This is a genomic window from Paenibacillus sp. FSL M7-0896, assembly GCF_037975415.1.
Taxonomy (GTDB): Bacteria; Bacillota; Bacilli; order Paenibacillales; family Paenibacillaceae; genus Paenibacillus_AQ; species Paenibacillus_AQ silagei.
Genome location: NZ_CP150250.1, coordinates 2,597,671 through 2,611,105, shown reverse-complemented (window position 1 = coordinate 2,611,105; position 13,435 = coordinate 2,597,671). Strand labels below are relative to the sequence as shown.

Below are 13,435 nucleotides of genomic sequence, written 5' to 3'. Positions count from 1 at the left end.
ATAACGAATAACCCGCAGGCAAGGATAGCAATGCTTATCCGGCCTTGCGGGTTATTTGTTGTTTCGTGTTATTTGTTGTTGCGGGCTCTTTTTCGCACACAGGCATCTGCCTATTCCTTCGATAAGCCCTCAATCACCTGATCGATATTCCACTTAATCATCTTCAGATAGGTGTCTCCGTCTTCGCCTTCCTTAGCCAGAGAATCCGTGAAAATCTTGGAGTGCACCGGCACACCGGTCTCGCGGGAAATCGTCTCCATCGTCTTGGGGTTGACGCTCGTCTCCAGGAATAACGCCGGAATCTGCTTCTCCTTAATGATGCCGATGATCCGGTTCATCTGCTCCGGTGTTCCCTGGCTGTCCGTGTTGATCTCCCAGATGAAGGCGGACTCAAAGCCATAGGCCTGGGAAAAGTATTTGAAGGCCCCTTCACTGGTAACCAGCACGCGCTTCTCCTGCGGGACCTTGCTCACAGCTTCCTTGGCATACTGATCCAGCTCCGTCAGCTCCTTCACATACGCGGTCTGGTTATCCAGATAATACTGCTTGTTGTCCGGGTCCCTTTCGATCACACGAGCGGTAATGACATCCACATACTTGACCGCGTTCTGTATATCCAGCCAAGCATGAGGGTCAACCTGAGACTCCTTCCCCTTCTCGGTTAGATACATCGGCGTGACCTCTTCGGAGACGGCAAACGCGGCCGCTTCCTTTTTCGTCACCTTGAGCAGATCCTGGAACCAGCCCTTGCCGGTCTCCAGATTCAAGCCGTTATAGAAAATCAGGTCCGCACTCGAGACCTTGCCTGTATCTGCGGGCAGCGGGTCATACATATGCGGGTCAGTGCCGATAGGCACCATGCTGTAGACCTCCGCTTTATCTCCGGTGATATTCCGGGTCATGTCTGCAATAATCGAATACGTGGCCACGATCTCCAGCTTACCGTCATCCGCTCCCCCCTTACTGGTGTTGGAGCATGCTGCTAGTAGTAGAATGAGTACGGATGCCGATAGTATTTTGAACAGTCTCATGCTTGCTTCAATCCTTTCCGCAGAAAATTATTCTTGGGCGATATGATGAATGAAATGCTGAACAGTGTGACGCCTACCAGCACGATGGTTGCACTTGTCGGCAGATTGTAGCGGAAGCTCACGTATACACCGATGATCCCCGAGGCTGCCCCTACTGCGGAGGCTAATACGATCATATGCAGCAAGGAATTGGACCACAGATACGAGGTGGCTGCCGGGATGACCAGCATGGCGATGACCAGCACAATCCCAACCTGGGACAGGGAGGAGACGGTCACTACGGAGAGCAGCATCATCAGCAGATAATGATAGAAGCCGGTCTTCAGTCCGTATGCCTTCGCTACCACCGGATCGAATGAGCTGATCAGCAGTTCCTTGTACAGCAGTGTAATAATAGCAAGCACCGCCAGCATGATGATGAAGGATTGCAGCAGCTCGGATTGCGGAACGGCCAGAATGTTGCCGAACAGAATATGAGTGAGATCCAGCCCGCTGCGGGCGAACGTAATCAAGACAATGCCGAGTGCAAAGAACGAACTCAGAATGATGCCGATGGAGGTATCGCTCTTGATATTGCTGCGGCTGGTGATGAATTGAATGAGAATAGCGGCTAACAGGCCGAACAACGAAGCGCCCAGCAGGATGTTGATGCCCAGAATATAAGACAGGGCGACGCCCGGAAGCACCGCGTGAGATAAGGCATCGCCCATCAGCGACATTTTGCGCAGAACGATGAAGCTGCCGAGCGCCCCCGAGACAATCCCGAGTATAATCGCAGATAACCCGGCGTTCAGAGCGTATACCGGAATATTCAGCAGGCTGGATAAGGACTCAAGCATGAGCGGCACCTCCCGCCCCCTGGATCATTACATTGCCGAGGGATGTACCATAAGCTCTGCGGATGTTCTCCGTGGTGAAGGTATCCTGCACATCTCCGAAGGCAATTAGCTGCTTGTTGAGCAGAATGATTTTGTCAAAATATTCTTCGACCTCATGCAGATCATGATGCACCACCAGGATGGTCTTGCCTTCCTCGCGGAGCTGCTTGAACAGGTTCACAATGATGCGCTCGCTGACCATATCAATGCCGACAAACGGCTCATCCAGGAAAAACACACTAGCCTCCTGGGCCAGCGCCCGGGCGATAAACACCCGCTGCAGCTGCCCGCCGGACAAATTGCTGATCTGCTTATCCGCAAGGTCACCGATCTCCACCATCGCCATGCTGCGCTCTGCAATCGCTCTCTCCTTCTTCCCCGGACGCCGGAACAGCTTCAGGTTCGGATAAGTTCCGGTCAGGACCGTATCCTTCACTGTAATGGGAAAAGTCAGGTCGATGTCATTCTTCTGCGGCACATAGGCGATATTCCGTCTGTACAGGGCAATGTCCTTCCCCTCTGCCTTCACCGTTCCGCTTCTCTTCTTGATCACGTCCAGCAGCGCCTTAATGAATGTGGATTTACCGGCGCCATTGGGCCCGATAATGCCTACCGAATGCCCGAAGGGGATATCGAGCGTCACTCCTTCCAGCGCCGAATGGCCGAAATAATCAACATTTAAACCTTTAATCTGAATCATGTCAGCACCCCGTCTCTTGTTTAGCCTATCTGATCTTTTTAGGTTTTGGGATTGGCCGTGACTCCAGAGAAGTGTTGGACTTCCGGCCGCTACGCTCCTCCAGTTCCAAAATTCCCCTCCGCCACTTTTCCCGCAACTTGAATTATTCAGTTCAAACTATATGGCCTATTAATGTGTCTATTGTTTCTCATCTGCATATATGTTTCCTTGAGGAAACTTTTATTCTTATGGATAATATATTTGATCATAGGCAAATTGTCAACGGTAATTTAAATTTAAATTACAGTCGTGGCGAGCTTGGGCAATGCCCATCCGTGGTCTGTCTGGTTAGAAAAGAATCATATTGGTCTCTGCTATCAACAACAAAAAAAGCCCAACCCGGTTGCCGCGTGCGCGGACATCCTGATCAGACCGATGGAAGTTGCTCTATTCATCATTCATACTACCATTACTATCCCCCTAGCTATGCCTCAAAAATCTCCTCCAACACCCGCCCGTCCCCCGGCCTGAACTCCATCCCCAGAATCCGTCCCATCGTCGGGGCGATGTCGACCATCTCCAGGTCACCGATAGGGTAGCTCTGCTTGATCCCAGCCCCTGCGATGACGACATTGCAGCGGTACCCGCTTGCATCCGGCGAGTAGCCATGCGTAGCATAGCGTATACCCTCCGCCTGCAGATCGGTGATCAGCGTGTCCGCCAGCGCTTCATCGAAGCTGTAGCCCCGCTGTGCTTCAAGCATGACTTTTGCCACCGGACTGGCGTGGAGCTGCTTCAGCGTCTCTTCCGTATATACACTCTCAATTCCTGGTGCACCGTCACGCCTATATTCATCCACCACCGCCAAGGCCAGCCGCTGCGCTTCCTCATCTCCGGGCTGCACATGCAGATAAGCTGAACCGCCGCCGCTCTGGAAGTAGGCCCGCCACTGCATCACGCCGTCCTTCTCATAGATCAGCCCCTTAGCCTGCAAAAGATTGTTCAAATGCACCTTGTAGCGCACGTTGAACTGACCATGGTCGCCCAGTACCATAATTACCGTCTCCTCCCGGATTCCGGCATCCTCTACCGCCTGCATGATCTCACCCAGCCGGTTGTCCATCCGCAGGAGGACATCGTCTACTTCACCGCTATCCGTGCCGTACATATGCTTGGTGTCATCCAGGTCGATTAGATGCATCATGAGCAGGTTCGGCTTATGCCGCTTAATCGTATCGGCGGCGCATTTCGTGGTGAAGTTATCGAGCTGCGGCTGGGCGATGCCCTGCCTGATCCGTCCGTATTTCAGCTCCAGCCGGGCGCAGTACAGGGGACTGCCGCTTCGCAGTATCTTGAGCGCCTGATTTTCTCCTTTTAACGCCCGGATCTCTGGAATATTATACTGAATCGAGGACTTGCCGCTTACCGGCCACAGCAGTCCCGCCGTACTCAGCCCTGCCTTACGCGCGGCATCATAGATCGTTGGCACCTGGACCGCCTCCCGGAACCAGAACCAGCGCTGCTCCTCCTCCGGCACGAACGGCTGCAGCGGATTGTTATGATAGATGCCGTGTTTATCCGGGTAGACGCCGGTAGCGATGGTCGTATGTACCACGTAAGTGAGCGTGGGATAGACACTTCTGAGACGGTTGCTGCAGGCACCGCTGGTGATCAGCTTGGACAGATTGGGCAGGCGGCTGGCCATCTCCCAGTGATCTTCAGAGAAGGCATCATAGGAAATGACGATCAGATGCTTGGCTGCTGAGGGTGGTGGCGGTTGCAGTCCAGTAGATTCCATACTATGTCCCCTTTGGCAATGTGATGAAGATGAAGAAGCCGATCAGAAAGAGCGGAATAATCGACAAAATACTGTAGCGGGCATCCCCGGTCAAGGTAGTGGTCAGAGACATTAAAGCAGGGCCGAGAATCGCCGCGAACTTGCCGAAGATATTATAGAACCCGAAGAATTCGTTGGAATTCTCCTTCGGGATGATTTTGGCGAAATAGGACCGGCTAAGCGCCTGAATACCGCCCTGTGCCGAGCCGATCAGCGCACCCAGCAGGAAAATATGCCATACCGAGCTAATGAAGAACGCTGCGATACAAGAAATAACGTAGGTGAAGATCCCGGCAATAATCAGATTCCGGGCGGAGTAGGTTTTAGCCAGGTTGCCATAGAGAATCGCGCAGGGAAAGGCAATAATCTGGATGATGAGCAGAATTCCCAGCAGCGTGAAGGTATCCAGGGCATCTGTGCCGAGGACGGAGGTGGCGTAGGGCACAACCATTTTGATAATCGTATCTACTCCGTCAATGTAGAAGAAGTAGGCGAGCAGGAACACAAAGACGATTCGGTGCTGGCGGATATTCCTGAAGGTGGCAGCGATACGCTGGAAGCTCCGGGCAACAGGCTTCGGCTCAGGCTCGATATAATATCTCTGCTTCACATCGCGGATCATTGGCACCGTCAGCAGCCCCCACCAGAGCGCCGTAATAATGAACCCGATCTGGTAGCCGATGGCCTTGTCCATTCCCAGCAGGAAGATCAGCAGCAGGCTGATGCCGAACGGAATACAACTGAAGATGTAGCCGTAGGCGAACCCTCGGGTAGACACCTTGTCCATCCGTTCATCCTCCGTAATATCCACCAGGAAGGAATCATAGAAGATGTTGGACCCGGCGAAGCCGACCGCTGACAGAATGTAAAAGGCGATGAGCAGCTGCCATTGACCACTGGCCGGGGACACGAAGGCCAGGGAGGCGGTGGCAAGGATACCGAGCGCAGCGAAAAAAATAAAAAACCGCTTCTTCCGGTCCTTATAATCCGCAATCGTACCGAGAATCGGGCTGAGGACCGCGACCAGAATACTGGCGATGGAGTTGAAGTACCCCAGGTCCATGCTGCTGCCCACATTATCGAACATCCCGAAGATAATCGGCAGCAGCGCCGTAGTCACGGCCATCGAATAAGCGGAATTCCCGCAGTCGTACAGAATCCACGATCTCTCCTCTTTGCTTAGCTTCATCTCATCTTCTCCTCTTATAACCGATTGTTTCAGTTATATCACGCCAACATATTAAGGATGTTAATGGGGTGTAAAATCACAGAATCCCGTGCATTGCAATGCACATGGTCATTATAACCTGAATTCCCAAGGGATAGAGTAAAAGAATATAGGTCTATATAAGAAATCTAAGGCCAGCAGCGGCCGGAAGTCCAAATATTGATCGCAGTGACGACCAAGCTTTAGGTTAGGTTCTTAAGTTCACCTTCTATAACTCACTGGATAGATGCAGAATGGCAAAAATACTTTAGAAATAAATGTTGTAGATTTTGCAACTTAGAATCATTGATAATCAGGTATTAAGATGGATTGTTGCATAAAATGCAGGAATAATTCTGCTAAGCCGCTTGGACAAGGGGTGAATTCTGCCTTTTGTACAACATTTTTCGATTGGAGGTGATAACGGCTATCGACGTTCTCCGGCAGCACTCCAAAGAGGCCCATGCATAATCGCATGGGCCTCTCCTATGTCTAGCCTTAATGATCCGCTTGCACAGCAAGCTCATCCTTCCTGAATGTCCGCTTGATCCAGGCGTAAGCTTTGGCAAAAGCATAAACGATGCAGAAGGAGCAAGAAATTGTCGTCAAATAGACCAGAACCAGCGCTACAAAGAACGGCAGCTGGTCAACCAAACCGCCAAACAGCTTCAATACGAAGTATAGAATGAACACATTCGCTGTAAACGCGCGGTACGCATACGTGGACAACCATTTATAGAACGGAAGCGCGCGTGAGTTCTTGTGAATCAGATGTCCGGCAAGCATGTGAATAAGGGCGATGACTACCAGACTGTACAGGGTCATGGATGGTTTCAGGTAGATCAGATTGCCGAAGCTCATATCCTCGAATCCGAAGCTGAAGAATTCATGGTTGGTCCATATGAGCAGCAGCAGCATGACCGGAATAAGAATGAACTGGAAGCGGCGGAGTATTCCGTCGAATTGCTCCTTATGCACCCAGGCGATTCCGCCGAGCAGGGCATAAATAAAGTAGCTGACGAACACGCGGTCCAGATACCGCAGACTGGTGGCATAAGCACCGTGGAACACATACGTATCATACATCCACAGCCACGCACCAAAGATGATGAAGCTTACAGCGAGCAGCGGGATCACACGTGACGGCTTGGAGAGGAACTTGTAGCAGATATAGATCAGTACCGGCATCAGCAATTGGAATTGCAGCATCATAACCGTATACCAATACTGGGGCGAAGCGTTGCCGACAACGTAAGATTCAATCAGCGTCCAGAAGGATGTCGCATGCCGATTGACCTGCACCCCAGGAATGAAGATCAGGCTTGCTGTGGCCCACAGGAAATACGGAATCACCAGTTCATTGAATTTCTCTTTGTAAAAATGGCCCGGCTTCGTATGCTGATTCCCTTTCACCATTCCATATACAATTGCGAAAATAAAGACAGGCGCGGTGTATTTGACCATAGTGTAAATTACGGCCAGCAGGGCCATATCCGAATGGCTGTGGGCATGCTTCAGGAACATTCCCAGTACGCTTTGCAGAATGGCTCCACTGACGGCAAACACCTTGAGTATATCGCTTTCGTTAATATTAAGTTGTGAGTCCACTGTATTCTCCATAATTTGTACGTAACCGTCTGAGGAGGACGGGTTTCCTCCCCCACGGTAGTACTTCCTCCCTTAGTCTCATTGATAGAATCCACTTACCGCCACGGATTCCTGACCAGCCGCGGACCCTGTGCAGTCCGCAGCATTACCGTGTCTGCCCGTCTGCCGACCAGTTCACGCAGGATGTAGGCGCCTTCCGGTGCCTCCAGCTGGATGTCGATCCGGACTCCGAGCTTATCCAGCCCGCACAGCAGGATTTCCGCCTGCTTATCATCGGTAGCTACCGGAGTATTGATTACAACATCAAGGTCGCTGGTTTCCTTCATCGCAGGATAACCTGTAACCATTTCGAAGCCCGCACTGCCGGTCGGTCCCCATTGCCAGTCTCTCATTAACTCCGCTACCCGATCCATGATCTTGGAGACAGGCAGCCCTTGCCTTTCAGCAGACAATGCCGTCCACATCCGCCGTTCCGTAATCTCATAAGGTGTAATGCTCCTCCCTATCCCCTGCGGAGCAAGGAAGGCTGCGTGCCGCTGATTCCGCTCTGTTCCCCTAATCCCTACGGGGATGCTGCCATCCTGGAGAGGCTCTGCCCTGCGGCCAACTACAAAGGGAGTTTGCTTCAGTGAGGCGGCTGCCCACATCGGGACCTCCTCGGAACGCAGGCAGGACAGACTGCTGACTTCAATTAGATCATGCGTCCGGATTACCATTGCTCCCTGAGCAAGCTGCGCACTTTAAGTGTTGCCAATCGGCCGCCGGCCAGAGCTTCGTCCGTCTGCAAGCGGAAGCTCAGGTCACGGGGTGCTCCCTGGGTGGACCCAATCGCTTCAACAATAGTCTGCTCAACGGTAGCAATATCACCTGCCTGAGGTTCGTCTGCCTCAATGCCGGACAGCAGTGTATACAGGGGACCCAGCGTGCTGTAACTGTTCACATCATAAGCCATAGCCGGAACCTTCTTGCTTGCCTCCTCCAGCTCCTCAATGGTCCGCTTCGTGATTCGTGCTGCGGAGGCCTTGGACATCGCCTGAATATTGATCTTGGAGTCATCAAGTGCAATCAGCCGGTTCGATTGAAGACCGTGGGAGAGGAAGGCTCCGGAGATCGCATTGCCGACAATCACGCCGATGACCGGATGACCCTTCAGTCTTGCCGTTGCGTACGCATCGGTGCTGGCTGCAAGCGCCAGGCTGATGCCGACCATCTCTTCCTTATAGCCATAGGCTTGACTTGGCACATCAATAACAGCGATGATCGGGCGTTTGTGCTCTTTGTCTTCGTCTTGCTTGATGGCATCTCTTACGATCTGGGCCAGTGTCCAGCCTTCCAGCAAACCAACCTCCCCAGCGCGGGCGCGCTTGAAACGGCTGCCGGAATCAGGAACGACCGATATTACCCTGCATAATTGCCCATTCTTCTCTACGTCGGCAGCAAGTACGGAAGGAACCTCACTGACCGGATGGGCAATCCCTGTCAGATGGGAGAACCAGCGGTATCCCCTGCCGTCCGCAGCATCCGCCGAGCCCTCCCGAGCCATTGGAACAGGCTGCGGAGCGGCTGTCTGCTGCTTGTAGAATTCCCGGTAGCGTTCAGGCGTCCATTCCGCTTCAGTATCCAGATGGTTCAGCAGGTTAAGATAGAACTCTACTTGCTCAGTTCTAGCAGGCTTGACTGGTGCTTCCAGAGCTGTAAGAACAGCTGCAATGACCGCTTCAGTCGCATCTTCTACAACCTCATCTACAAGACCTGTAACCAAACGCTGATTAGCGCCAATCGTATTCCAGATCAGGGCCTTGTCGCTGGCATCAAACTCCATAACCCCGGCTTCCTGTTCGATAACCTCAGGGCCGTTCAGACCGAGTCGGGCTTTCTTGGTAGCGATGAGGGTCGTGAACAGCTCCGCCGTAATCGACATTCCGCCAAAGGCTCCGACGCGTCCGGGAATCAGTCCCACTACCGGAACAACCTTCCGCAGGGCCACAATTTGTGTACAGATCTCTGAGATCGACAGCAGCCCATAGTTCGCTTCCTGAAGCCGGACGCCGCCGGTATCAAAGATCATCACCGGATACAGCTTATTGCCTCTGAGGTTCTCTTCCAGCGCCAGCTCCAGCGCACCGGCAATTTTGGCGCCGCTGACTTCCCCGATGCCTCCGCCCTGGAAGGCACCCTCCATTGAAATGACCAGCACCTTCCGTCCCCGGAGCTCGCCGAGTGCCAGCACAATTCCGTCATCGCTCTGCGGGACAATGCCCTGCGGTTCAAGATGCGGGGATTCCATCTTGTCGAGCGGGCCCAGCAGCTCACGATAAGTCCCTTGATCGAGCAGCGCTCTGGCACGTTCGCGTCCATTCAACTCTACAAAACTATTCTGCATAATCCAGCACCTCCAGCACCTGGGATAATCTTAAGGCCACTACTCCCGGAGTAGCTCCGAAGTCATGTACTGTAACCTTGGCGTGAATCGGATAACGTGTGAAGAACCGCTCCAGTACGTTATTCCATACCTGTCCAAAGCCATCGCTTCCTGTAAGAACACTGACGGTAGTGAATTCGCCTTCGGCCGGTTCCATAATAATCTCCAGATCTCCTGATCCAACAACACCGATATGCGCCGGTTTCTCAATCGGCTTCGTAGTTCTATATTGAAATTGCAGTTTCTCCATCTGCAGGAACACCTCCGTAAAATTCTTATAATTCAAGTAGAAACGCCTTTGCCCGTCTTTAATAAGGGCGGTGCCGTTTCAGTGTCTATCTAGAAACAATGTCGCGGCGAGAAGATCAGCACTGCCTCCAGGCGAAAGCCTTCTAGTATGGCAGTATTCAGACAATCGGCAGAATACTTCCCTGCCTGTCTGTGAGCTGAAGCCTCCTGCACGGAGGAAGGCTCTGGACGACTGCTGGATCACTATCAGATCCGACCAGCTTCCGCGGTGCAGGATGCAGGTGTCTTCGACGGAAGACATCAAGGCGAGAAGGGCCTCAATCCGCGCTTCCTCCTCTGTCTTTCCAGCGGCTCTGGCCCGGAGTAAAGCGGGCAACGCAGCCTCTTTGATATGCGGGAATCCCCGCTGTGCTTCCTCGGCGGCTCCAGCTATCTTGTATTTCCGCTTAACCGCCTGACCGTTGGTAGACCCGGGCGGTACATCGCGGTCTTCAAAGGAGGCAAGCTGTCCGGCGATGCTCATGATCCGGTTCGGATCATGTTCGCCGGGACAAGCTGCACGCACACTGGTCAGCAGACCAAGCGCCCAGATGGCCCCTTTATGCGTGTTCACACCGCCTGTAGCAGCAAGCATATGCTGTTCGCCTTCGCGTCCGATGACAGCAATCTTCTCACGCAAGGACTGATTCACCGGATGGAGATACGAGACATCCGCAATTCTCTGAAACGTCCCTTCGAGTGCATGGGCCGATGCCAGCATAAGCCCGACGGACATATCCGTATGGGAGCCACTGTCCCTGGCATCGACAAGTCCAGGCTTCGGCGTTAGCAGCGCCTCCTCGACCAGAGCCTGCACAGCTTTGGCGGCCAGACCAGCTCCGAACGTTGTACTTGCTGCGGCTAACATAAGCCTAAGACCAGGTCCGGAACTTCGCCGGCGGCTGGTACAAGCCACCCGACCAATCCACCAGATCATTAATCGTCTGTGCGGCCAGCAAGGAGCGTTTGGCTTGTCTGCGCATGATTCCGAGATCCTCTGGCAGAGCTATAATACCTCTGCTGCGCAGCTCGGTCACATCCTGCTCACTGCTTGTCATGCCAAGCGGCGTAACTCCGGCAATGGCAGCCAGCGCCTGCTTCCGTTCCTCCAGACTGTCCGTTTTGTACAAGTAGGCAATGCCTTCTTCTGTGACGGTGTGAGTAACATCATCCCCATAGATCATCACCGGCGTAGTTGCCAGACCGGATTCATCCTTCACCTTAATGGCATCCAGCGAATCCACAAAGACCGGCTTCTTGTTGGCGCCATAAGTCTCGATCATCTGCACGACCAGCTTGCGCCCTTTGGACAGCTCATGCGGATGCTCAATCATATCCAGCCAGGCCGGTGAGGCATGGCGGCGTCCGCGTGGATCATGCCCCATGTTCGGCGCCCCACCGAAGCCGGACAGGCGGCCTGCAGTTACTGTGGATGAATTGCCGATCGGGTCCATCTGCAGAGTCGAGCCGATGAACATATCTACAGCGAACTGGCCGGCAACCTGACCCATTGCCCGGTTGGAGCGCATCGTGCCATCCTTACCTACAAAGAACACATCAGAGCGGGCTGAGATATATTTCTCCATCCCCACTTCGCCGCCGAAGCTGTGAATGCTCTCTACCCAGCCGGTTTCGATCGCGGGGATCAATGTCGGATGCGGGTTCAGCACCCAATGCTTCGCAATTTTGCCCTTAAGTCCAAGCTGTTCTCCATACGTTGGCAAGAGCAGCTCTATGGCTGCGGTATTGAATCCGATACCGTGGTTAAGTGACAGCACCTGATGTCTGCCGTAGATGCCCTTAATCGCCATCATCCCCATCAGAATTTGCAGCTCTGTGATGTTCTGCGGATCACGGGTGAATAACGCCTCCAGCGCATAGGGCTTATCCGCCTGAACAATGATATCTACCCAGGATGCCGGAATATCCGTTCTTGGCAGCACATCAACAATTTCGTTGACCTGTACAATCACCAGGCCGTCCTTGAAGGCGGCGGCTTCCACAATCGTCGGCGTTTCTTCCGTATTGTACCCGGTATACAGATTGCCTTCGCGGTCAGCCCTGTCTGCAGCCACCAGAACCACATCCGGGATCAGATCGACGAAGAGGCGCCCGAATAATTCAAGATACGTATGAATGTCACCGAGCTTCAGTGTTCCATCCTCAATCATTTGGGCGACACGCAAGCTCTGGGAGCCGCAGTAAGAGAAGTCCAGTTTGCCCGCTATGCCTCGCTCGAAGATATCCAGATGCTCGGGTCTCGAGATGCTGGACATAATCATGTGCAGATCATGAACCTTCGCCGGGTCCACCTCCAGAAGCTTCTGGGACAGGAACGATGCCTGCTTCTGATTATCCCCCTCCAGAACTACCCGTGCGCCAGGCTCAATCAATGCCTCCATGAGTTCGACAATCCGCGAAGGATCGACGTATTTTCCATCCAGCCATTTCTGGACCTTGGTTAATTTCTCAAGCTTCTTATCGCGTTTTTGTGACCAGGAACGCTGCACCTTATTCATTCTTCCTGCCCCTTCCATTTTTTGATTAAATACTGCGTTGCTTCAAGTCCTACCTCATCCAGGGTAATCTGCCGGGTATCCGGGTGCGCTTGCTTCACCAGACGGGACAGCGTGTTGCCGGGAGGCATTTCAATGAAACAATCGGCTCCAGCTTCAATGCATACACTTGCCATGTCCATCCACCGCACCGGATAAGCCACATTTAGAGCCAGATCCTCGGCAATTTTCTCCTTGACCCGGATGATCCTGCCCGTATGGTTGGACAAGTAAGGAATCTTCGGCTCCTGCAGCGGAACCTTTGAGATTAATTCTGATAACTCCTGGGATATACTTAACATCAGAGGAGAATGGGAGGGAATAGGTACCTTTAACAGCATAGTCTTAGCCGCTCCCAGTGCTCTGGCATGTTCAAAGGCAAGGCTGATTCCCGCAAGTGAACCTGAGACCGCAATTTGCTGAGCCGCATTCATATTGGAGAGATACACCGGCGCCTCCTGGGTATGAGACAGAGCAACGGCTTGCTCCACTTCATTTCGCGTAAGGCCGATAATGACTCCCATCCCATAGCCCCGGCTATAGGCGGAATCCATCAGATTGGCCCGCCGCCAAACGATTCGCAGCGCATCCTCGAAGGAGAGCGTCCCTGCAATTACCGCTGCCGGAAAAGCGCCTATCGAATGTCCTGCCACGAATTGCGGGGTAATACCCTGTTCCATCAGCCCGCCCGCCGCAGCGATTCCCTTAATGAACAACGCCGTCTGAATCCAGACGGTTGAAGCCAGCGCCTCTGCATCATCGCGCGGTTCTGTCCCTAAGACACTTGTTGCTTTTTTCACATACTCGGATACGTCTTGCAGCATACCGGGAATTTGTGAGCCTTGACCCGGAAACATAAATACTATATTCAGAATCACACCACCTTTAGCTTTGTGCGGATTCGAGCTAGTTACATTTACAATTGTATAG

12 protein-coding genes are annotated in these 13,435 nt (G+C 53.0%); all 12 read right to left on the bottom strand.

All coding sequences use genetic code 11. The features are described 5' to 3' along the window. Positions 1–110: 110 nt before the first annotated feature. The 12 genes from MKY12_RS10800 to MKY12_RS10745 all read right to left on the bottom strand — a co-directional run bounded on the left by MKY12_RS10800 (position 111) and on the right by MKY12_RS10745 (position 13,305). The gene (locus tag MKY12_RS10800; RefSeq protein ID WP_339313753.1) at positions 111–1,031 is read right to left on the bottom strand and encodes a metal ABC transporter substrate-binding protein; all 921 of its coding nucleotides are present in this window, start codon (positions 1,029–1,031) and stop codon (positions 111–113) included. Then, positions 1,028–1,870, bottom strand: coding sequence for a metal ABC transporter permease (locus MKY12_RS10795; RefSeq protein ID WP_209875708.1), 843 nt, complete (start codon positions 1,868–1,870; stop codon positions 1,028–1,030). Before MKY12_RS10795 ends, MKY12_RS10800 begins: the two co-directional genes overlap by 4 nt. Next, positions 1,863–2,606 (bottom strand): metal ABC transporter ATP-binding protein, encoded by a 744-nt coding sequence (locus tag MKY12_RS10790; RefSeq protein ID WP_339257435.1) that lies wholly within the window; start codon positions 2,604–2,606, stop codon positions 1,863–1,865. Before MKY12_RS10790 ends, MKY12_RS10795 begins: the two co-directional genes overlap by 8 nt. A gap of 466 nt (positions 2,607–3,072) precedes the next feature. After that, positions 3,073–4,386, bottom strand: a complete 1,314-nt coding sequence (locus MKY12_RS10785) for an ectonucleotide pyrophosphatase/phosphodiesterase (protein ID WP_339313752.1) — start codon at positions 4,384–4,386, stop codon at positions 3,073–3,075. Between the two features lies 1 nt (position 4,387). Next, a complete protein-coding gene (locus MKY12_RS10780) occupies positions 4,388–5,614 on the bottom strand; it encodes an MFS transporter (protein WP_339313751.1) in 1,227 nt (408 codons plus the stop codon). 516 nt (positions 5,615–6,130) lie between these two features. Next, positions 6,131–7,252 carry an acyltransferase gene (locus MKY12_RS10775; RefSeq protein ID WP_339313750.1) on the bottom strand — a complete coding sequence of 374 codons (1,122 nt, stop codon included), beginning with the start codon at positions 7,250–7,252 and terminating at the stop codon, positions 6,131–6,133. Between the two features lie 83 nt (positions 7,253–7,335). Next, complete coding sequence (locus MKY12_RS10770) at positions 7,336–7,956, bottom strand: malonate decarboxylase holo-ACP synthase (RefSeq protein WP_339313749.1); 621 nt, start codon at positions 7,954–7,956, stop codon at positions 7,336–7,338. Further along, positions 7,950–9,623 carry a biotin-independent malonate decarboxylase subunit beta gene (mdcD, locus tag MKY12_RS10765; protein WP_339313748.1) on the bottom strand — a complete coding sequence of 558 codons (1,674 nt, stop codon included), beginning with the start codon at positions 9,621–9,623 and terminating at the stop codon, positions 7,950–7,952. Before mdcD ends, MKY12_RS10770 begins: the two co-directional genes overlap by 7 nt. Then, positions 9,613–9,912, bottom strand: a complete 300-nt coding sequence (locus MKY12_RS10760; protein WP_339314853.1) for a malonate decarboxylase subunit delta — start codon at positions 9,910–9,912, stop codon at positions 9,613–9,615. The genes mdcD and MKY12_RS10760 overlap by 11 nt, the downstream gene beginning before the upstream one ends. A gap of 78 nt (positions 9,913–9,990) precedes the next feature. After that, positions 9,991–10,818, bottom strand: a complete 828-nt coding sequence (locus MKY12_RS10755; RefSeq protein ID WP_339313747.1) for a triphosphoribosyl-dephospho-CoA synthase — start codon at positions 10,816–10,818, stop codon at positions 9,991–9,993. Between the two features lie 4 nt (positions 10,819–10,822). Then, positions 10,823–12,469, bottom strand: coding sequence for a malonate decarboxylase subunit alpha (gene mdcA, locus MKY12_RS10750; RefSeq protein ID WP_339313745.1), 1,647 nt, complete (start codon positions 12,467–12,469; stop codon positions 10,823–10,825). Further along, complete coding sequence (locus tag MKY12_RS10745; RefSeq protein ID WP_339313744.1) at positions 12,466–13,305, bottom strand: acyltransferase domain-containing protein; 840 nt, start codon at positions 13,303–13,305, stop codon at positions 12,466–12,468. The genes mdcA and MKY12_RS10745 overlap by 4 nt, the downstream gene beginning before the upstream one ends. Positions 13,306–13,435 lie beyond the last annotated feature (130 nt).

Bases quoted from the DNA above. Each gene is read 5' to 3' on its own strand.
- MKY12_RS10800 (WP_339313753.1), bottom strand. From the start codon at position 1,031: ATGAGACTGTTCAAAATACTATCGGCATCCGTACTCATTCTACTACTA.
- MKY12_RS10795 (WP_209875708.1), bottom strand. From the start codon at position 1,870: ATGCTTGAGTCCTTATCCAGCCTGCTGAATATTCCGGTATACGCTCTG.
- MKY12_RS10785 (WP_339313752.1), bottom strand. From the start codon at position 4,386: ATGGAATCTACTGGACTGCAACCGCCACCACCCTCAGCAGCCAAGCAT.
- MKY12_RS10780 (WP_339313751.1), bottom strand. From the start codon at position 5,614: ATGAAGCTAAGCAAAGAGGAGAGATCGTGGATTCTGTACGACTGCGGG.
- MKY12_RS10775 (WP_339313750.1), bottom strand. From the start codon at position 7,252: ATGGAGAATACAGTGGACTCACAACTTAATATTAACGAAAGCGATATA.
- MKY12_RS10770 (WP_339313749.1), bottom strand. From the start codon at position 7,956: ATGGTAATCCGGACGCATGATCTAATTGAAGTCAGCAGTCTGTCCTGC.
- mdcD (WP_339313748.1), bottom strand. From the start codon at position 9,623: ATGCAGAATAGTTTTGTAGAGTTGAATGGACGCGAACGTGCCAGAGCG.
- MKY12_RS10760 (WP_339314853.1), bottom strand. From the start codon at position 9,912: ATGGAGAAACTGCAATTTCAATATAGAACTACGAAGCCGATTGAGAAA.
- MKY12_RS10755 (WP_339313747.1), bottom strand. From the start codon at position 10,818: ATGTTAGCCGCAGCAAGTACAACGTTCGGAGCTGGTCTGGCCGCCAAA.
- mdcA (WP_339313745.1), bottom strand. From the start codon at position 12,469: ATGAATAAGGTGCAGCGTTCCTGGTCACAAAAACGCGATAAGAAGCTT.